This is a genomic window from Planktothrix mougeotii LEGE 06226 (assembly GCF_015207485.1).
Lineage (GTDB): Bacteria > Cyanobacteriota > Cyanobacteriia > Cyanobacteriales > Microcoleaceae > Planktothrix.
The window spans coordinates 1-20,864 of the sequence record NZ_JADEWU010000093.1; the positions used below are offsets into that span (position 1 = coordinate 1).

Consider the following 20,864-nt stretch of genomic DNA (forward strand, 5'->3'; position numbering starts at 1 on the left):
TCATTGACTGCTGTACGGACAAGGCTGGTGTGGAGTAATGCGGTAGACGTTAGCTACATCTAACGACTGATGACTGATGACTGATAACTGATAACTGATAACTGATAACTGATTACGACCTGTTACGATAGAGTTTTAAGCTTTTTTGGGTAAATTTGCGTAATTATATGTCATCTTCGTCTGAATCTGCGATGATTGCCGCTTCTGAGTCGGGTTTAGGGACTCAACCTCTGGTGAAAGCGGTGCAAGCTTTGGGATTAGATAAAATTCAGCGCCATATTTTGATTTGTGCGGATCAAACTAAACCCCTCTGTTGCTCTAAGGAAGAGAGTTTAGAAGCTTGGAACTATTTGAAAAAACGATTAGCTGAGTTAAAACTGGATCAGCCGACAGAGACTCAACCCGGTTGTACGTTCAGAACCAAAGCTAATTGTTTGCGTGTTTGTACTCATGGCCCTATTTTAGTGGTTTATCCTGATGGGGTTTGGTATCATTCTGCAACACCAACTGTGATTGAACGAATTCTCCAAGAGCATATTTTGGGTTCTCAAGTAGTAGAAGAGTATGTGTTTCTCACCCATCCTCTACCGGATTGTTTTTCTTGTGTCCCACCAGAGGTCAAGGATTAGCTAAGAAATCTATTGAAACGTTAAGTCTTTTTTTGCTTAAGCATTTGTAACTTATACAGATCCGATTTCCGGTATGATAGATATTGGATCATTTCTTAGTAAAATGTCGTAAACTTGCCTATATATCTATTTTTCAGAGCGCTGTTTTATCAAAAATGGGAGCCAGAAGACCCGCACCATAAGCTTGATCGTTGGTGTCGGGAGGATGTCAATGACAGCTAAATCAGGAGACGACTGACTTCAGAGAAATGTCTCCCTAATTCAGGGGTAGTCAAATGTACGACAATCAAGGTTTTTGAGTCCCAAGATCAATAAAAAGCTGTTCATCCGGCTCCTTGAATCAATCTCAAAAATTGTCCTTGATGTTGCAGGATTCTCCATTGGAACATATTTAAAATGAAGGATAGTAACGGAGAACAAAAACGACTCATGCTGGTGGATGATGACCCCAACCTGGTCTTATTGGTCAGGGATTATTTAGAATTTCGGGGATATGATGTCATCACCGCAGAGAACGGCAGAGTAGCATTGGAAATTCTCGAACAAGAACTTCCTGATCTGATGATCTGCGATATTATGATGCCAGAAATGGACGGCTATACTCTAGTTAAGCAAATTAGAGAAGATCCGCGTACCGGATGGATTCCTGTTCTATTTTTATCAGCAAAAGGACAAAGCCAAGATAAAGTTAAAGGTTTGAATACCGGAGCCGATGTCTATATTGTTAAGCCTTTTGAACCTGAAGAATTAGTGGCTCAAGTGGAGTCTTCCCTGCGGCAAGCGTCCCGTTTGACTCAGCGCCAAAATCCCAATGTGGATAATGGCCCTAAATTACGGGTGCGTCGAAATGTAGAACTAACTCCAACGGAGTTAAGGGTTGTACAGTTAGTCGCCCAAGGTTTAGCAAACCGTGATATTGCTCGGATTATGAAAGTCAGTCAACGCACGATTGAAAGTCATGTGAGCAATATGTTGGGAAAAACAGGCCTTCATAATCGCACAGAACTGGCTCGATGGGCACTAGAAAGCAAAAAAGCCTAGAATATCTAAGTGTTCAGTAGCGGGAAACAACAGAAACAGGATAACAATTCCAGATCCAAGGACAAGGATAAACAGAAACTAGGATGGCTGGGGAGTTATGGCTAATCCCCTCAATAAATTTACCTTGAGGTGATTAAGATTACGAGGACTGTTCCTTTATTCGGTATACTAGAAAGGTTATAGACTATTTCTATATTGTAGATCAGTAACAACCAAATCCTTAACTGTTGTCATCGTCCAGACCCAGAAGTGATAGAAACCAATAGGGCTAAATCTTAAGTTTCATTTCGTGTTAACAGTTTCCTGTAACACGGAATCTTGCCAAAGACTAGCCAATAAAGTTTTACCTTGTTCCTGGGTTTCTCACTTATTGACACGGAGTAAAATTAACCTCAGCCCAATGATTAACACTAAAAATCAGGATATAACTTGGTGTGTTAAAAAATGGCTCAAGTCGTTAAATAATCAAGGGTTAATCCAATCAATACCCAACGAATTGATAAAGGTTTATGTTTCTTCTGTTAAGGGCTAGTTTGTACTGCATTCATACGGTAGGATCAAATTATATTCTTACATCTATCCGATGAAAGATTCATGGGGAAACAACAGCAGTTGTTGAACGAGAGACTTTCTTTGATTAGGGATGGTAAGATAGAATATTTAGATTAAATTCTTTACTACAAATATTAGGTCTTAAGTTTCTATGCCTAACGTAAAAAACCGTCTTTCTATATTTGTGGACGGTAACAATATGTTCTATGCTCAACAAAAAAATGGTTGGTTTTTTGATCCCCGAAGGGTTTTGACTTATTTCAAAACGGAACAAGTGGATATTACCTTAGTCAATGCCTTTTGGTATACAGGACTCAAAGACCCCCAAGATCAACGAGGTTTCCGAGATGCGTTAATTAGTCTAGGTTATACAGTTCGCACAAAAATTTTAAAAGAATATTACGATGATAGTTCTGGGCGATACTCCCAAAAAGCCAATTTAGATATTGAAATTGTTGTAGATATGTTTAATACCGTAGACCAATATGATCGAGTTGTGTTATTTAGTGGGGATGGGGACTTTGAACGCGCGATTGAACTGTTACGATCTAAAAATACTCATATTACCGTTGTTTCTACAGAAGGAATGATCGCACGAGAACTCCGTAATGCAACGGATCGTTATATTGATCTGAATGATATTCGAGAACAAATTGAAAAAACTGATTATTAAAATTTGGTCTGACCAACCGTAGAAATCATGATCCTGAAAATCAAGACTCCATCGGCTATCCGCGCTACTGATATGCTGCCTTCCCCCCAGGGAAGCAACACAAATTCTAATCAAACGCATCGAAAGTTCTTCAACTGTTAACCTCCCAGGTGTAACGGTCAATTTTTAACCTTTACAACAGGATTTTCCCTCATGAAATTTCAACCCAACCCTGACCGAATTATTATTTTTGATACCACCTTGCGGGATGGCGAACAATGTCCGGGGGCGACCTTGAATGTCGATGAAAAACTCGTGATTGCCCGACAATTGGCCCGTTTAGGCGTGGATGTGATTGAGGCAGGATTTGCCATTGCTAGTCCGGGGGATTTTGAAGCAGTTTCGCGCATTGCTGAAACGGTGGGAACGGAAGATGGCCCGGTAATTTGTAGTTTAGCCCGGGCTGTCAAGGGAGATATTGAAGCAGCGGCGAAGGCTGTTTCCCCGGCGGTCCATCGCCGAATTCATACCTTTATTGCCACTTCTGATATCCATTTGGAATATAAACTCAAAAAAACCCGGTCTGAGGTGTTGGACATTACTTCAGAAATGGTGGCCTATGCCAAATCCTTTGTCGATGATATTGAGTTTTCTCCCGAAGATGCGGGACGGTCTGACCCGGAATTTCTCTATCAAGTTTTAGAACGAGCGATCGCAGCCGGAGCCACAACGGTTAATATACCTGATACGGTCGGTTATACCACTCCGGCAGAATTTGGGGCAATTATTAAAGGGATTAAAGATAATGTCCCCAATATTGACCAAGCGATTATTTCCGTTCATGGCCATAACGATTTGGGTTTAGCCGTTGCCAATTTCTTAGAAGCGGTGAAAAATGGGGCGCGTCAGTTGGAATGTACCATTAATGGCATTGGAGAACGGGCTGGAAATGCAGCGTTAGAAGAATTGGTGATGGGGTTACACGTCCGACGCCAATATTTTAACCCGTTCTTGGGTCGTCCTGCGGAGTCGGAAACACCCTTAACCCATATTGACACTCGCCAAATCTACAAAACCTCTCGTTTGGTGTCTAACTTAACGGGAATGTTAGTCCAACCCAATAAAGCTATTGTGGGAGCGAATGCTTTTGCTCATGAGTCGGGAATTCACCAAGATGGGATTTTAAAGCATAAACGCACCTATGAAATTATGGATGCTCAATCCATTGGCTTGAATGATAACTTGATTGTTTTGGGCAAACATTCCGGGCGTCATGCGTTTCAAACTCGGATGCGGGAATTGGGATTTGAATTAACCGAAGATGAGGTGAATAAAGCCTTTGTTCGGTTTAAAGAATTAGCCGATAAGAAAAAAGAAATCACGGATTGGGATTTGGAAGCGATTGTTAATGATGAAATTCAACAGGCGCCAGAATTATTCCATTTGGAATTTGTACAGGTGTCCTGTGGAAATCAATCGCGTCCCACCGCTACGGTCACAGTCCGCACCCCGGACGGCCAAGAATTAACCGATGCGGCCATTGGTACTGGCCCAGTGGATGCGGTGTATCGGGCGATTAACCGAGTCGCTAATGTTTCTAATGAGTTAATTGAGTTTTCGGTACAGTCGGTAACGGCTGGAATTGACGCCATTGGTGAAGTCACCATTCGTTTACGTCATGAAGGCCGGGTTTTTTCCGGTCATGCCGCCAATACCGATATTATTGTCGCCTCGGCTCAAGCCTATTTGAATGCTCTCAATCGCTTGTATGCGGATTCCCAACCCCGAATTAATCCTCAATCTTCAGAAGTGGTCGAAACTTCGGTCAGTTAATTAAAAGGCGGTTGGCGGTTAACAGTTAACCGTCAACTGTCAACCCATAATCCTTAATAAATATGAATCCAGAACCTTTTGACGAAAAGAAAAGAATTAAACAGGAAATGCTGTTGGAATATGAAGCCGAAACGATGAAAATGAAAAAAGTTTTTGTCGTGATTATGGCAATTTTAAGCTTAATATTAGCTGGGTTAGGATTGTGGGTTTATCAGAATGCTCAAAGGGTTAGAACTCCTGCCCCGGAAATCAGGAATTAAGGGTTATAGGTTATTTTTGATCCCTTAATTTCCCTTAACTTAACCTTTTTTCCTGAGAAAAGGGCAAGGTTATCCTAAACTCGCTTCCCTGTCCAACTTCAGAATTACAGGTTAAGGTTCCGCCATGTTTATCTACAATAATAGCATAGGTGATCGCTAATCCTAAACCCGTTCCTTGTCCCACAGGTTTAGTTGTGAAAAATTGATCAAAACTGCGGCGTTGAACTTCAGGAGACATCCCAACCCCATTATCAGCAATATTAATTTTTAATAAATGTTGCTCAGTAACAGATTCAATTTTAATCCGAATTTGAGGGACAAATACAGTCAGAGTTTTAGAATTATTTTCTAACAGGATCGCTTGACTATCAATCGCATCAATAGCATTATTGAAAATATGAATAAAAACTTGATTGATCTCACTCGCATAACACTCAATGAGAGGTAATTTGTCATAATCTTGAATGATTTCAATTTCAGGACGATGGGAAGTTGGTTTAAGGCGATGACTTAATAACATTAATGTACTTTCAATCCCTTCTTTTACGTCTATCTCTTTTAATTGTGCTTCATCAAGTCGAGAAAAAACCCGCAGCGATCGCACTAAATCCCGAATGCGGTTGGCGCCTATTTCCATAGAAGATAAAAGTTGAGGAAGATCATCTTTTAAAAAGTCAAAATCAATTTCTTCAGACCAGGTTTTAAGTTCGGGAATATCAGGGGGAAGATATTGTTCATAAAGCTCGATAGTTTTCAATAAATCTTGGACATATTTTTGAGCATGAAAGATATTTCCATAAATAAAATTAATCGGATTATTAATTTCATGAGCTACCCCTCCGACTAACTGACCTAAACTCGACATTTTTTCCGTTTGAATTAACTGAAGCTGCATTTTTCTTAATTGTAAATGCACATGAATTCGAGCTAATACTTCTTCAGGTTCAATAGGCTTTGTAATATAATCAACTCCTCCCACTTGTAACCCTTTAACTTTATTTACTAACTCACTCAAAGCTGTCATAAAAATGACTGGAATATCTTTTGTTTTTGGATTTTCCTTTAACTGACGGCAGGTTTCAAAGCCATCAATTCCCGGCATCATCACATCTAATAAAATTAAATCGGGTAAGTTTTCTTGAAGTTTAACTAAGGCATTTTCTCCACTTTTGGCAATGGAAACTCGGAAGCCAGACTGATTTAAAATATCTAGCAATAATTTAATATTGGTAAGATTATCATCCACAATTAAAATCGAATAGGAATGAGGGGGATTTTTCATGATTTTTTAAATAAGGTGAGGTTGAATAAGTCGAATAATCTCTTCATCTTCAAACGCTTCAGATAATTGTAGAATATAATCTGCAAAGGCAATATATTGATCATCTAACTCCTTAATTCGATTAGCCTCACTTTGAACTTCTAAAATATAGCCTCCCCTTGCCAAATCGTACAACTGAGTCAGTTCTTCAGGAGGAGGAATAATGAAAGAATCAACAGATGGGGATGACCGGGGAGTCACGGCGATAGTGTCTGAGTTTTCATAAATCCAAATTAAGTTTAACCAGTGTTGGAGTTGATTCAATAAATTTTGTTCTTGAATGGGTTTAGGCAAAAAACCATTACAGCCTGCTTTTAAACATTCCTCTCGATCTGAACTAAAAACAGAAGCCGAAGAAGCAATAATTATCAAATCAGAAAATTCTAAATCTGATCTTAATTGTCGGGTCATTTCTAACCCACCTAAAACAGGCATCGTTATATCTGTAATCACCAGATCAGGAAACCCTTCTTTGATCTTTTTTAACCCTTCTTGTCCCTGAGTTGCTTCCCTAACTTCAAACCCGATAGGTTGTAAAAGATTCATAATAACGGCTCGGTTTTCCCAGCGATCATCTACAATTAATATTGTACGTTTTTCTCCCTGATAACCGACAATTTTTTGTTGAGTTTGATGAGTTTTAACTAACTGCTCTTCTGCTTCGGGAAAGTCTACATCAAACCAGAAGCGACTACCTTTTCCGAGGGTACTTTCAACCTTAATTTTGCCTCCCATCATCTCTATAATTTGATGACTAATGGCTAACCCTAACCCAGTTCCTTCTGCTTTTCGCTCCTGTTCTCCAACTTGTTCAAAGGGTAAAAAGATTTTTTCAATTTGTTGAGCCGTCATCCCAATTCCCGTATCTTCAACTTGAAATCGCAGCGTATAAATTTTAGGGATAAAAGATTGGCTTTCCCCTGATGGAATTTCTGGAGACTCAGATAATACTTGTACAGAGAAAGTCACTGATCCTTCATCCGTAAATTTAATCGCATTTCCTAATAGATTTAACAAAACCTGACGTAACCGTTTTTCATCCCCCTGAATTCCTAAAGGTAACGGTGTTAATTCTAGGTCAATAAATTTTAATTCTTTTTGTTCAGCTTTCAACCGACAAACTTCTCGAATTCCCCATAAACAATATTCTAAATTAAAGTCTACCGGATAAAGTTCTAATTTATGGGCTTCAATTTTAGAAAAATCTAAAATATCATTAATCAGGGTTAACAGATGGGAACCACACTCATAAATAATATGCAGTCCTTGTAAGTGTTTAGGACTAAGATTCGGTTCCCGTTGCAAAATTTGAGCATAACCTAAAATTCCGTTTAAAGGAGTCCGTAATTCATGACTCATATTCGCCAAAAATTCACTTTTTGCTTGATTCGCAGATTCAGCTTCTTCTTTAGCCGTTTGGAGTTGTGTGGTGCGTTCTTCAACTCGTTGTTCCAAGCTTTCATTGGCGGTTGCTAAAACGGTAAAAGATTGTTGTAATTGTTGAGCCATTTGGTTAAAAGAATTACCCAAAATCTTAATTTCTTTAATGCCATTAATATTAATTTTTTGTTTAAGATTTCCATTGGCAATTTGCTGGGAAGCATAACTCAGCCAAAGAATTTTTTCAGTAATCCAACGAGCAGTTAACAATCCGAATAAGGTAGCAAGTCCCACAGCAACAATACAAAGAATAATGGTTTTTTGAGTATTGGCATTAATTTGATTCATAAAATCCGATTCAGGAACCACCACCACAATCAACCAATCTAAACCCCATTGATCTTTCCAAGGAGTAATTTTAACAAATTGATATTGATTATTAATAAAAATCTGAAGAGATTGATCGGTCATAATCGAGTTAACTTGACCAAATTTTTCAGTTAAAGCCTTAAACGTTTCTCGAATCATGACATCTTGACTGTCCGCCGCATTCAGCCGTTTTGCCACACCCTTCACCATTTGATAAGGCGGTTTTGAGGAGGAACTCGCCACCAAAAGTCCATTCCGTTCTAAAATAAAAGTTTGTCCAGACTCACTAATTTTTAAGCGTTTTAAAAATTCACTAATTTGGGATAAACGTAAATTTGTAATCAAGACTGCAACTAAATCATTGCGAGTATTATAAAGGGGATAACTCGCAGAAATTGAAATAATATCAGGAAAATTATCCCATTGATAAATCTGACTCCAAACGGGTTTTCGATCTCTCACAGCATCGGTATATGCCGCTTCACTTCTAGGGTTATAATCATTATAGGAAGCCATTAACCGAATCCGATTTCCCTGCTGATCCGTTGCATAAGTATTGGCTTTCCATTGAGTTTGGGGAGACAATTCATCAATAGTAGCTTTCTTCAAATCTAAAAAATACCCGGCTCCTGCATATTCTCCCGTAGGAAGTACATAATAAATATAACCCACATCAAAAGCTTGAATTTGTTTCCAAAAATAATGCCCGACTTCAGGATATTTTTTGAGATCTAATAATCCTAATTGAACCGCATCGGCATTAATTTGATTAATTTGATGGGGGGTAGAAAGATAAGTATTTAAGTGTTGTTGAATCCGAAAACTCACTTCATTTTCAATTTGTTGTGCCAGTTCATTAATCGCTTTTTCTCCATGTCGGAAAGCAAACCAACCTGTTAAACCCACAGCAATCGAAATTTCTAATAAAAAGGGAATAACAAGTACCCAACGGAGGGGAATTCCTTGCCGGATATTCAACCAACGAAACAAGGGAGATAATGATAATATCATATTAGTTAGCTTCAGGATTTTTATTAAAAACAACGATTTCTCCTGATCAATTCGGGTGTAGACTTAAGGAGAATTTTCCCACTCCGGTGTTAAATTGCGGTAGTTAAATTCCGATGCACCGGGATGACAACTGGCGCAATTATTCACCGTCACCGGTTGAGAAAACTCAACACGGGGATGCAGCGCTTTAAAATAACGAGAACGATTGAACCGATAAGGGATAGCTTCTTCCTGAAGCGGAATTGAACGGGAATAGGTTTGAAGATATTTCCACATTAACAACAATGAGGGCCCATCTAAGGGTTGAAGCGTCGCACCATAATGTTGTTCATCTTGAATAATTTGTTGCCAGGTTTGGGTGGGAAAGACTTGGGGAGGAATGGGAATATGACAAGTTGAACAAGTGTTGAGATACAGTTCTAATCCTAATTGATATTCGGGTTCTATGCTATCTACACTCGCCATTTGAGTAATAATGAGTCCCGGATCATTTTTCTGTGATGGAGACGCTGCATTCAGGGAATGTACCATCCCTAACGCGATGCTAATACTCCAGATGCCAACAATCATAACCGACAGCCAGGAAGAAAACCATCCCGTTTGCCTGTGCTGCTGCTGATTTTGTTCTTGACTGAGAAAACCCATAACCAAAACCCATCTGCAAACATCACCTGAAATCCTAGCCCAAAGTGACACCTTCTGTCTGAGAATAGGTTGTTAGTTGAGTTTTAAAATCATGCCTTCCCGGGCTACAACCCCATTGGGAAAAACAGCTTGTACCTGAGCTTCAATTTGATCGAGAATATCATCGTTATGGGACGGATCATGTTGATACATGACCACCTGTTTCACCCCAGCTTTTTTAGCGACTTCCACCCCCACTTCCCAAGTCGAATGTCCCCAACCAATTTTAGGAAATTTGTCATTATGATATTCTTCGTTGGTATAAGTGGCATCATAAATGAAAACATCGGCTTCCCTAGCTAGGTGGAGAACATTTTCATCGAAGCGATCTGGAAAATGTTCGGTGTCGGTACAGTAAACCGCCGTGCGCCCTTGCCAAGTGACTCGATATCCGACCGCTACATTAGGATGATTTAAAGGAGCCGTTTCAATCTTAATATCATCCAACGTCAGCACATCCCCCGGTGATAAGTCATAGAACTTCATATCCGACTGCATCACATGAATAGGGACGGGGAAATTGGGGTGAACCATCTGATCACAAAGACGATCTTTAATTGTACTGCCATCTGGGGCGATCGCACCATAGATATGAAAGCGATTAATCGGGATAAAAGCCGGAACAAAAAACGGAAACCCTTGAATGTGATCCCAATGGGTATGGGAAAAGAACAGATAGGCTTCCACAGGCATCTGTTTGAGCAGATCCAGCCCCAAAACTCTTAAGCCTGTACCCGCATCAAAAATTAAGCGTTTTTCACCCAAGCGCATTTCTACACAGGAGGTATTGCCTCCATATCGAACCGTTTGAGATCCGGGCGTGGGTATACTACCTCTTACCCCCCAGAATCGCACGGAAAAATCGGTCGAAGAGTTCTTGTCCATGGGGGTTGCTTCATCAGAGGACTTTGGGTTCTGGGCTGGCGGATCAGAAACTGGCATCGTTTGTTTTAGCCTTGGACGTAGAACGGTGACTGACCCTACACTAACCTAGGGGTATTGTGTGTAGGCTTCCTGCTTGATTAGGATGAGCCTTAACCCGACAAAGCGAGTTGGGGCTGACCTATACTTTGAAGATTGTGGTGATGCAATCTATACATCCCACTCTCTCCTATAATAGCCCCGTATGACTTAGGGAGACACCCTGCACCCCAAGGGGCCTATTCAATTCTGTTTCCCTATCAGCCGTTGCCATCGGACTAAAATACCGAGAGAGTCAATGGGCTGATAGATTCCCTGATTTTTTTTAGCGAGTTACAGCCAGAGCAGGGCTGCACTCCGGGTCTGTTCAGCCGTGCAGGTAGGTTAACAACCTGTTGAATTTTATCACAGAGGTGAACGACCCAGTTCATTTTAGCCTCGAATTTCCACAATTCGATTATTCTCATCGACAAACACGACTCTAGGTTGATGGGTGGTTGCTTCTTCGAGGGAAAATTGTGCATAAGACATGACAATTAAGCGATCGCCCACTACCCCCAAACGAGCCGCTGCTCCATTCAATTCGATCGCACCGGAATCAGCAGCGCCGGGAATAACATAGGTGACAAACCGTTCCCCATTGGCAACATTCACGACTTGTACCTGTTCATGAACGAAGATTCCAGCAGCATCGAGTAAGGATTGATCAATGGTGATACTTCCCACATAGTGAACATTAGCTGCGGTTAAAGTACAGTTATGAATCTTAGCGTATAGTAGTGTTCGGTGCATGGTTGTGAAAGTTGGATTTGTCTCCTATGTCATCCTAAAGGATTGAAGTTGAACGGGAATTAACCTTTGGGTTTTCCAGCTTGAATACACTGCTCAACCAGGGGAGCCACTTGATCAACATCTTGCCAACCTAAAATTTCCGTGACTTTCCGTTCCAGATTTTTATAGGTTCTGAAAAATTCTGCAATTTCTTCGAGGCGATGGGGAGCGATATCTTTAAGGGATTTTACGTCTGCATAGCGGGGGTCGGCGGCGGGAACACAGAGAATTTTTTCATCTCGATCACCCCCATCTACCATTTCTAACATTCCAATGGGTCGGGCTGTGATCACACAGCCGGGAAAGGTGGGTTGATCCATAATCACCAACCCATCTAAGGGATCTCCATCATCGGCTAAGGTATTAGGAATAAAACCATAATCGAAAGGATACTGCACCGAAGCAAACAGCACACGATCCAGAGCAAAGGCTTGTAAGTCTTTATCGTATTCGTATTTGTTTTTACTTCCGGCGGGAATCTCAATCAAAACATTAATTAAACCCGGTTTAGGTTGGGGCGGAATTTTTGATAAATCCACGAGTCGTTCTCCAAGCTGTTGCAATAATCAAATTAGGGGCATTCCCCCAATAGCATTCTAAAGGGGATGGGCATTTCCTCCAAGGGGGGAGAGGATCTCAAAGAAAGTCAACAGCCCATACCCCCTACTTCTGAATTGATGGGTAATTAGGGGGATAAGACTGCCAAGGATTAATTTGGCTGGGAGAATAGCGGGCAATCGCAAGCAAAGGTAGCGTTAAGGTTAACACAGCGATAAAGGTTCCAATGAGGTCTGCCAATCTATCAGTAGATTTTTCACTAGACCTGGCTGGTTGACTATCTGATTCCATAAATAAAAGCTACGACTGCTTGATATTAATTGTTTAAAAATTACAATTCCTAAATTCTAATATAGCACAAACTCAAGGAAAGTGTTTCGTCCTTTATAGAGAGATTGGGAGAAATTTCTGCTGTTCAAAGCCTAGGGTAAATTTCTCTACCTCTCTCAATGCCCTCAGAATCGCTCAAGATTTTGGGATTCTGTTATAGGTATCCTGAACCATGTCAAGTAATGTTAACAATTGCTGCCATTGAGCATCTCCAACTTGATGACTGTTTTGAGATTCGACCGTTAAACACTCTTTTAAACGCTTGAATAAATCATTAACGGACAAGGCTGTTTCTCCAGAAGAATCATCGGCTTCATCATCATCATGCCCTGAAAGGTCATCTCGTCCTGAATCATCTGAAACTTCCTGAATATCCTGGGCGGTTTCTGCTAAAGTCAAGGCCCGTTGAGCAATATTTTCAGGGAGTTTGGGTCGTTCTGCTAAAGCAATTCGAGACAATTCCAACAACAATTGTCGCACGTCCTCAATCCATTGGCTTTTTTGAGATTGCCAACTCGTTTGATGATTGGCTGTGTTGCTGTTTTTTTGCAGAATCGTTTGGGCTTTTTGAGCTAAAGGCAGTGCTTGAGTGCCAACACTCTCCGGCAATTTCGGACTATCGGCTAAAGAAGCCCGTGCCACTTCAATTAACAAGTCACGAACTTGCTTAACCCACTGAAGATCGGATAATTGTGAACTAACTCTAGGCATATCTTACTCTCTGATTGTTAATCATAATAAAAAGTGGGAAGTTTGGAAACGAGCGCGTCTATTCATCTAAAATTTAGTTTATGACGTTCAACTGCGTCAGATTAAATTCTATTCAAAAATCTTAACTTTGCAGGTCAAACCCGGACTTTACCCGATGAGATTAGCGTCCATTTTCATGCCTCAGTCTTTGAACAATAGTTGTGCAACACCAAAGTTACACAATCATTTTACCTTATAGAATCCCACGCTCGATTAACGGGTGCTATTTTTCGGTCAAATTCCAAACTCCATCCCAGGTTTCATCCGGGGGTTGGGTGGTTTCATAGAGAATACAGCGATCAACGTGTAATTTAGCCGCTTTATTCTTGGGATCAATTTCTAGTACCGTCAGAAATTCCCGTTTGGCATTTCTCAAGGATTCTTTGGCTTTAAGTGCAAATTTTCGTTTAGCTAAATCAATCATTTTCCGCAGTTTCGGTAAAGCCATTTCCGTTGCTTCATTTTCTAACATTTCTTGGGTATTAACATCCGTTGTAAACTGTTTCAGTTTAGCAATGAATAGTTTTTTGGTTTCGCGGGGGGTTAATCCCTTAATTTTGTCCGGTAACACCCCTAAAGCTTCTTCGCTGGGCATTTGTTTAAATTCTTCTACGGCTAACCGTTTGATTGTGTTTTCATCTAACATCTCGGTTAGTTTCTTCAAGGAATTTTTCACCAACATTTGTCCTAACAAATCTTTATCATCATAGGACAGTTTTTTCATCTGAGCTTCGGTGATTTCTTCGAGTTCTTCTAATATGGGGACAATTTCCGCATCGGTTAATTTTTCCGTTGCCGGTTTAAGATAATATTGCCGTCCTTGACGATAATGATCGATAATCTGTTGTTGTTTTTCGGAAAGAGGTCGAGCTAATTTCCCTTCTCGAATTCCCACGAGTTCATAAATTCTCACGGGTTGACTTTTTCCTTTCACCGTGATGAAATCTAGTTCCCGAACAATCACCCGATCCGCATAATGAGTATAGGTATTCTCACTAATAATAATATCCGTGCCATATTGTTTACTGGTTCCTTCTAAACGAGACGCTAAGTTAACTCCATCCCCAATGGAGGTTAATTCCATCCGTTTACTCGACCCAATATTTCCTGATACCACTTCATCGGAATGCAGACCCATACCAATACTAATGGGCATTAACCCTTGGGCTACGCGACCTTCATTGTATTCCGCTAAACGGTAGCGCATTTCAACAGCGGCTTGCATCGCCATCCAGGGGTGATCTTCTAAGGGAGCCGGAGATCCAAACACGGCCATTAACGCATCCCCGATATATTTATCGAGGGTTCCTTTATACCCTAATACGGTGTCTACCATCTCCTCAAAATAGGAGTTGAGCATGGTAACAACTTCTTCCGCTTGTAGTTTTTCCGTTAAGGTGGTATAGCTGCGAATATCACTAAATAAAACCGTGACATCTTTGCGTTTTCCACCTAAGCCCGTATCGCCACTCGCTAACAGTTGTTCTGCCACTTCTGGGGTCATATAGCGATACATTAAGTTCTTAACTTCTTTCTCTCCACTAATATCTTCCATGACGACTAACGCCCCACTGACTTTTTCAGGGTTGTTAATATCGGACATGGAATTAATCGATAAATTAATACTCCGAGGTTCTTGAGACGCTCCCGATAATAAGGTTTGATCGGGATAATATTGTTGGCGATCTTTGGAATCTTTCGGGGCTAAAGCCGCATCAAACCATTTGCCAAAATCTCCTTCTTTAATCTGAAGTAAATCCCGAACAGAACGCCCTTGAACAACATCTTCTTCCCGCAGTCCTAAGAGTTCCATTGCACATTCATTTGTGGCAATCATTTTGCCATCTTTATCGGTTGAAATCACGCCATTTGTAAGCGATCGCAAAATATCTTTTTGTCGTTGTTCCTGTTCTTTGACTTTTTGGAATAATTTAGCATTTTGCAGTGCCACCCCCGCTTGAATATTAAACGCCCGCATGAATTCTAAATCATCGTTATTAAAGCTGGCTTTCCATTGTTCCGGGGCTTCCGGCCAATTAGTCGGATCATAAGCCGGAAAATCTCCTTGTTTTTTCTTATTAATTAACTGAGTCACACCAATCAGATGATCATCAGCATTATACACGGGCATACATAACATACTGCACGTCCGATATTTGGTTTTTTGGTCAGTTTGTTTAGAGGTTTCAGAGCGAGGATCGTTGTAAAGATCAAAGGGAATTAATAACGGAGCACCACTTTGGGCAACAATTCCAGCAAATCCAGCGTGTTGAGGAATACGAATTTCAACTAACTTGCCCCCAATGGGAATTTTTGTCCAAAGTTCTCCTTTTTCTTCATCTAATAACCACAAGGTACTGCGATCGGCATTCATTAATTCTTTTGCCTGATCCATAACATTTTTTAAGGTTTCTTCTAAGTCTAAACTGCTCTTACTTAGGGCATTGACCGCATTCATTAAAGCAGCAGCAGCCCGTTGTCTAACGGTAGCAGCATAGAAGGAGCGAGAGGATTCTAAAATTAGGCGAATGGAGGGAACAAATTCTTCAAATATTTTTTCATCATCTGGGGTAAACCCCTCAAAATCTATTTTTTCATCTAAGGGCAGTGAAGGTGCAGAATTCAGTTTTAATTTGTTGAGTAACTGCACGACTGCTACCAGTCCATCCTCATCATTTAATAGAGGCATGACCAGCATGGTATAAGTCCGATATCCGTTTTTCTGATCCATTTTCTGGGCAGCGGCAGAACGTGGATCAGCGTAAAAATCGTAGGGAATATTAACAACAGATCGGGTTGTGGCAACTTCTCCGGCGATTCCTATTGTTGAAGGAATTCGCAATTCTAGGGGTTTTCCTTCTGCTCCTCCGGCTACAATTGACCAGAGTTCATGTTTTTCTTCATCAACTAGCCAGATTGTGGTCCGATCTGCATTGAGTAATTCCCCAATTTTGATCGTAATTGATCGCAACATTTCATTGAGAATTTCCTCAAACCCTTGAGCATCGAGCAGATTATTCAGCATCGATAAGGTTTGATTAACGGTTTTGAGTTTGTCCTCAACTTCTTTAACGACTTGAACAAAATTATCTTTAGTTAAAGGCGCTAAAAAAGAGGAGAAATTACCGCCCTGTTGGTGCGTAACAACTAACCCCCCGCTTTTTTCTGATGAAGCAGGTGTTTGTTGAGGGGTTTCACCCCCTCTTGAAGTTGGGGGTTGATTGCCATTGCAATCGGTTGTGGATTCTTTAACAGCAGCTACATCAATCGTTACATCAACAACTTGTGCTGAAACAACGGTGGATTCTTCCGATACAGAATTGGTTGGGGATGCAGATTTCATAGTCATTTTAAATAAACCAGGGCTAAAACAATACCAAGGGAAAAGTTAATAAAAATTTAAGCTTTGAACTATCAAAAGAAAGTAAGACATACAGAAATACTATTTACCAGTTTACTTTGGATATAGACAACTTGCTCAATTTAATTTCATTTGGGGTGAATGGGGTTTGTGGGACTATTGTTGCATTTAGTATAGATTGCTGTCTGTGTTTTGTTGTACCAATTTTGAAAAAATAGGGCTAGAGGCAATCGGACTCACAGATTTAAGAGGATATCACGGATTTTAATCGGTCAGGACTTACGCAAACACGCTATATATAGTGTACTTGCGTAGACCGTTGCGATCGCTATTCCTGTGAGTCGTGATGATTAGGCGATCGCTGGTTGATTTTTTGCGAAATTGCGATATAAATGTTATGTTTGACGTAACGCATAACACTTGCCTATGCCTCAAAAATATAAAGACAAACGCACAGCCACATTTGCTGCGGGCGATCGTGTCAAAGAATTTCAGGCATTTGAAAGACAAGCATACAAACGCCTAGAAATCCTAGAAGCCGCACCTAATAAAGAATCCTTAATGGCTTTGCCAAGTAATCGTTTTGAGGCACTAGGCGGAGATAGAAAAGGGCAGTACAGCATCCGCATAAATGACAAATGGCGTATTTGTTTTGAGTGGACAGAAACAGAAAATCGCCCATTTCATATCGAAATTGTCGATTATCACTAAAGGAGAAAAAAACTATGCCAAGACCTGCAATTCACCCTGGCGAAATCTTATCTGATGAATTAAAAGAACTTGGAATTAGTGCGTCAGAATTAGCGCGATCGCTCCATATACCCACAAATCGGATTACGCAAATTCTCAAAGGGCAAAGAGGTATTACTGCTGACACGGCATTACGTCTAGGACGATGGTTTGGCACGGGTGCAGAGCTATGGCTTAATTTGCAAAAAGCTTATGAGTTACGCCTAGCCGAAGAGTTAGCGGGAGAAGAAATTAAAAAGACGATTCAACCTCGTTCATCTATAAACAATCAGCCGTTAGTTCAAGTTTAGATAGATAAATTTTGGGTATGGGGAATGCGATCGCTGTTTGATTTTTTTGAAGGAGCGATCGCTATTTACCAAATCATCTCCAAATTTAACACAAAACCCTTTAAAACATCTTCCCCTGAAACCGTAGCAGGAGAATCTAAAAACTCAACCTCTTTTCCGGGTCTATAAATCTCGACTTGACGAGATGTCCGATTAATTAATAGACCCAAACCCACACCATTATCTATATATTCTATCATCTTTTCCTGTGTAGTCTTCAAACTATCACTAGGAGAAAGTAACTCAATTACAAAATCAGGACAAATAGGGGGAAACTTTTGTTTTTCTTCATCAGTTAAAGCCTCCCATCTTTCTAACTTGATCCAAGACGCATCAGGAGAACGATCTGCACCATTTGGTAATTTAAAACAAGTCGAAGAATCAAAAGCAATGCCAGTACCATCAGCATCAGTCCAATTAAATAATTGTTGATTTAGTCTACCATTACGATTTCCTGTTTCTCCTCCCGTTGGTGGCATAATTATTAATTCTCCATTGGCATTTCTTTCAAATCTCAATTCCCGGTTATTTTGACAGAGATGAAAAAACTGCTCATCCGTCATTTCTATTAATGATTTCAAATTGACAGTTAAAGCATTCATAGTCCTATCCTCATTGAATGTTCAGGGAGAAATTTTAACGATCTCATATCCTATTCTATATTAACTGAATATTCCTTTTTGATCTTGGTGATCGCTGTTTGATTTGTTTGAAGCATTTGGCAATTCGATATTTCATTGAGGCAAACTCTCCAAGAGAGATTGAGACTCTAATTCAGATAAAAATCCTTCTTTTCGATAATTTTAACAAGCTAAATAAAGGATAAAGTCTTCTAATTCAGAGGAATTATTTTGAAATAAAAGTTGTAGAAAGCGTTGTCGGATTTCTAGTGGTAAGGTTTGAAAGAGGTTATAGAAACCTGTGCTAGTTAGCAAAGAATCTGTAATTTCTGTTTAACTCACGGCTATTTTTTCCTTTTCTACACAGTCTTTATCTAAATTATATCGCCATCAAGCTTTCTAAACAATAAGCGATCGCACTAATTTTATTTTCTTAGCCAATTGATTAAAAGATTTTTAATGCGTATTAGTCTTTCTGGTGAGATATTTCCTAAACGTGCATTGATTACAGATGATTCGACAGTTGTTAATCGTCCTAGCCGAATTAAAGAAGCCACTTTAAGTCCAGTAGTAATATAGTCAGAATCTGAGGTATTAATAATTTCGTCAAATCCTAGAGTAGCTTGATGGAGACGAGAAGAAATTAAAGCAAGTAATAAATCGCCATGGCGACTTGGTGAAATAGCAATAATTAAAGCTGGACGTAGTTTTCCTGATTTCAAGTCTGCTTGAGGAAAACGAATTAGAACAATATCACCTGGTTTCATGGTTGATAAATTTCTTGAGCATCTGCTAGGGAATATTCAATTTCATCTTCTTCTTTGAAAAATTGCTCTAATGAAAATTTTTGCCAGTCTTCATCTTGCCAATTAGTATATTCTAAAATGTTGTTTGGCTCAGTGGCAATTAATCGGGTAAAGTTGGCAATTTTTTCAACAATGTGATCAGGTAATCGGTCAATCTGTTGGTGAAGTTCTTCACGAATTGTAGCAGACATAAGTTAAATTATTTGATTAAGGTGTAAAATTGATAGTATTGATTATAACTCAGATATTGGGTGGTAATTTGGTAAAAAGTTAATGTTGGGTTTCGTCACCTCAACCCAACCTACAAGATCGGCGATCGCACTTAGTTTGATTATAAATTGCTCATTAGCGAATAACGCATTTTACCAGACTCGTCTTTTCGCCATATACAGATCGGAGTCCAAATGACTGTTACATAATTATTGAATTGATGGCGATAGTCTTGGGAAGAAATTCCCATTTTTCTTGCCGCTTTGACCAGCATCCTTCCAATTGAAAATCCAATTTTACGAATAGCTTCATCTTCATCATCTTCTTCAGACTCCATCAGTGCATCCATATAAGCATCAAAGATGACCGACAATGAATCTTTTAGGCTAAGATCGAACTCAAAAAAATCTGCCGTGTGCCAATAAACTTCACTGCCTTTGAACTTTTTCAGGAGTTCTAAATTTTCATCAGTTGCCTCAAGAATAAACTTATTCATTAGACATCTCCAGAAATTAGGATTTGGTTACGGTATATCAAGGCTTCTAACATAATTCTTGGAGATGTCTATTAAATAACCACATAGTTAAATAATAGAATTAACCCCAATAAATCCAAAATCATTTATCTGGTTAAATAAATACCTGTATAATTTTACCAAATCATCTCCAAATTTAACACAAAATCCTTTAAAACATCTTCCCCTGAAACCGTAGCAGGAGAATCTAAAACCTCAACCTCTTTTCCGGGTCTATAAATCTCTACTTGACGAGATTTACGATTAATTAATAGACCCAAACCCACCCCATTATCTATATATTCCTTCATCTTTTCCTGTGTAGTCTTCAAACTATCACTAGGAGAAAGTAACTCAATTACAAAATCAGGACAAATAGGGGGAAACTTTTGTTTTTCCTCGTCAGTTAAAGTATCCCATCTTTCTAACTTGATCCAAGAAGCATCAGGAGAACGATCTGCACCATTCGGCAATTTAAAACAAGTGGAAGAATCAAAAACTATACCCTCCTTATTTTGCTCATTCCAAATCCAAACTTGAGCAGTAATACCCGCATTACGATTTCCCGTTTCTCCTCCCGTTGGTGGCATAATTATTAATTCTCCATTGGCATTTCTTTCAAATCTCAATTCTCGGTTATTTTGACAGAGCTTGAAAAACTGGTCATCAGTCATTTTTATTACTGAATCTAAATTGACAGTTAAAGCATTCATTGTCATATCCTCATTGAATGTTCGGGGAGAATTTTAACTATCTCATATCCTATTATATATTAACTGAATATTCCTTTTTGATCTTGGCGATCGCTGTTTGATTTGTTTGAAGTGGTGATCGCTATTTACCAAATCATCCCTAAATTCAACACAAAATCCTTTAAAACATCTTCCCCTGAAACCGTAGCAGGAGAATCTAAAACCTCAACCTCTTTTCCGGGTCTATAAATCTCGACTTGACGAGATGTCCGATTAATTAATAGACCCAAACCTACACCATTATCTATATATTCCTTCATCTTTTCCTGTGTCGTCTTCAAACTATCACTAGGAGAAAGTAACTCAATTACAAAATCAGGACAAATAGGGGGAAACTTTTGTTTTTCTTCATCAGTTAAAGCCTCCCATCTTTCTAACTTGATCCAAGACGCATCGGGAG

Annotated in this window: 21 protein-coding genes; 7 read left to right on the top strand and 14 right to left on the bottom strand. The window is 39.7% G+C overall.

The features are described from left to right. Window positions 1-191: 191 nt before the first annotated feature. From IQ236_RS24260 to IQ236_RS24280, 5 genes are all read left to right on the top strand, one after another. Entirely contained in the window at window positions 192-629 is a 438-nt protein-coding gene (locus IQ236_RS24260) for a (2Fe-2S) ferredoxin domain-containing protein (protein ID WP_193871676.1), read from the top strand. 396 nt (window positions 630-1,025) lie between these two features. Continuing rightward, complete coding sequence (locus tag IQ236_RS24265) at window positions 1,026-1,670, top strand: response regulator transcription factor (RefSeq protein WP_193871661.1); 645 nt, start codon at window positions 1,026-1,028, stop codon at window positions 1,668-1,670. 703 nt (window positions 1,671-2,373) lie between these two features. Further along, on the top strand, window positions 2,374-2,895 hold the full coding sequence (locus IQ236_RS24270) for a LabA-like NYN domain-containing protein (protein WP_083621551.1): 522 nt from the start codon (window positions 2,374-2,376) through the stop codon (window positions 2,893-2,895). Between the two features lie 192 nt (window positions 2,896-3,087). Next, complete coding sequence (locus IQ236_RS24275; protein ID WP_193871662.1) at window positions 3,088-4,707, top strand: 2-isopropylmalate synthase; 1,620 nt, start codon at window positions 3,088-3,090, stop codon at window positions 4,705-4,707. Between the two features lie 62 nt (window positions 4,708-4,769). Next, window positions 4,770-4,967 carry a hypothetical protein gene (locus IQ236_RS24280; RefSeq protein ID WP_193871663.1) on the top strand — a complete coding sequence of 66 codons (198 nt, stop codon included), beginning with the start codon at window positions 4,770-4,772 and terminating at the stop codon, window positions 4,965-4,967. Window positions 4,968-5,001: 34 nt separating this feature from the next. Here the strand turns inward: IQ236_RS24280 and IQ236_RS24285 are convergent, their stop codons facing one another. The 8 genes from IQ236_RS24285 to IQ236_RS24320 form a co-directional block, all read right to left on the bottom strand. Further along, window positions 5,002-6,249, bottom strand: coding sequence for a sensor histidine kinase (locus IQ236_RS24285; RefSeq protein ID WP_193871664.1), 1,248 nt, complete (start codon window positions 6,247-6,249; stop codon window positions 5,002-5,004). Window positions 6,250-6,255: 6 nt separating this feature from the next. Then, window positions 6,256-9,048 (bottom strand): hybrid sensor histidine kinase/response regulator, encoded by a 2,793-nt coding sequence (locus tag IQ236_RS24290; protein WP_193871665.1) that lies wholly within the window; start codon window positions 9,046-9,048, stop codon window positions 6,256-6,258. 63 nt (window positions 9,049-9,111) lie between these two features. Then, window positions 9,112-9,693, bottom strand: a complete 582-nt coding sequence (locus IQ236_RS24295) for a cytochrome C (RefSeq protein WP_193871666.1) — start codon at window positions 9,691-9,693, stop codon at window positions 9,112-9,114. 72 nt (window positions 9,694-9,765) lie between these two features. Continuing rightward, window positions 9,766-10,674, bottom strand: a complete 909-nt coding sequence (locus IQ236_RS24300) for an MBL fold metallo-hydrolase (protein WP_072720393.1) — start codon at window positions 10,672-10,674, stop codon at window positions 9,766-9,768. A 411-nt stretch (window positions 10,675-11,085) separates the two neighbouring features. Continuing rightward, entirely contained in the window at window positions 11,086-11,445 is a 360-nt protein-coding gene (panD, locus tag IQ236_RS24305) for an aspartate 1-decarboxylase (protein WP_190519734.1), read from the bottom strand. A 59-nt stretch (window positions 11,446-11,504) separates the two neighbouring features. Continuing rightward, on the bottom strand, window positions 11,505-12,023 hold the full coding sequence (locus tag IQ236_RS24310) for an inorganic diphosphatase (protein ID WP_193871667.1): 519 nt from the start codon (window positions 12,021-12,023) through the stop codon (window positions 11,505-11,507). 484 nt (window positions 12,024-12,507) lie between these two features. Beyond that, the gene (locus IQ236_RS24315; protein ID WP_193871668.1) at window positions 12,508-13,083 is read right to left on the bottom strand and encodes a hypothetical protein; all 576 of its coding nucleotides are present in this window, start codon (window positions 13,081-13,083) and stop codon (window positions 12,508-12,510) included. Window positions 13,084-13,345: 262 nt separating this feature from the next. Beyond that, on the bottom strand, window positions 13,346-16,465 hold the full coding sequence (locus tag IQ236_RS24320) for an adenylate/guanylate cyclase domain-containing protein (RefSeq protein WP_193871669.1): 3,120 nt from the start codon (window positions 16,463-16,465) through the stop codon (window positions 13,346-13,348). Between the two features lie 444 nt (window positions 16,466-16,909). On the opposite strand from IQ236_RS24320, the gene IQ236_RS24325 reads away from it, so the two are divergent. Further along, window positions 16,910-17,194, top strand: a complete 285-nt coding sequence (locus IQ236_RS24325) for a type II toxin-antitoxin system RelE/ParE family toxin (RefSeq protein WP_193871670.1) — start codon at window positions 16,910-16,912, stop codon at window positions 17,192-17,194. Between the two features lie 14 nt (window positions 17,195-17,208). Then, window positions 17,209-17,523, top strand: coding sequence for a HigA family addiction module antitoxin (locus IQ236_RS24330; protein ID WP_083623428.1), 315 nt, complete (start codon window positions 17,209-17,211; stop codon window positions 17,521-17,523). Window positions 17,524-17,588: 65 nt separating this feature from the next. On the opposite strand, the gene IQ236_RS24335 is transcribed toward IQ236_RS24330, so the two are convergent. The 6 genes from IQ236_RS24335 to IQ236_RS24360 form a co-directional block, all read right to left on the bottom strand. Further along, window positions 17,589-18,164 (bottom strand): Uma2 family endonuclease, encoded by a 576-nt coding sequence (locus IQ236_RS24335; protein WP_193871671.1) that lies wholly within the window; start codon window positions 18,162-18,164, stop codon window positions 17,589-17,591. Window positions 18,165-18,607: 443 nt separating this feature from the next. Beyond that, entirely contained in the window at window positions 18,608-18,949 is a 342-nt protein-coding gene (locus IQ236_RS24340; RefSeq protein ID WP_193871672.1) for a type II toxin-antitoxin system PemK/MazF family toxin, read from the bottom strand. Beyond that, window positions 18,946-19,179 (bottom strand): hypothetical protein, encoded by a 234-nt coding sequence (locus tag IQ236_RS24345; protein ID WP_042156647.1) that lies wholly within the window; start codon window positions 19,177-19,179, stop codon window positions 18,946-18,948. Before IQ236_RS24345 ends, IQ236_RS24340 begins: the two co-directional genes overlap by 4 nt. Window positions 19,180-19,319: 140 nt before the next feature. Next, window positions 19,320-19,694, bottom strand: a complete 375-nt coding sequence (locus IQ236_RS24350) for a hypothetical protein (RefSeq protein ID WP_193871673.1) — start codon at window positions 19,692-19,694, stop codon at window positions 19,320-19,322. Between the two features lie 155 nt (window positions 19,695-19,849). Beyond that, window positions 19,850-20,425 (bottom strand): Uma2 family endonuclease, encoded by a 576-nt coding sequence (locus tag IQ236_RS24355; RefSeq protein ID WP_193871674.1) that lies wholly within the window; start codon window positions 20,423-20,425, stop codon window positions 19,850-19,852. Window positions 20,426-20,550: 125 nt separating this feature from the next. After that, on the bottom strand, window positions 20,551-20,864 hold a 314-nt coding region (locus tag IQ236_RS24360; protein ID WP_193871675.1), incomplete at its 5' end, for a Uma2 family endonuclease.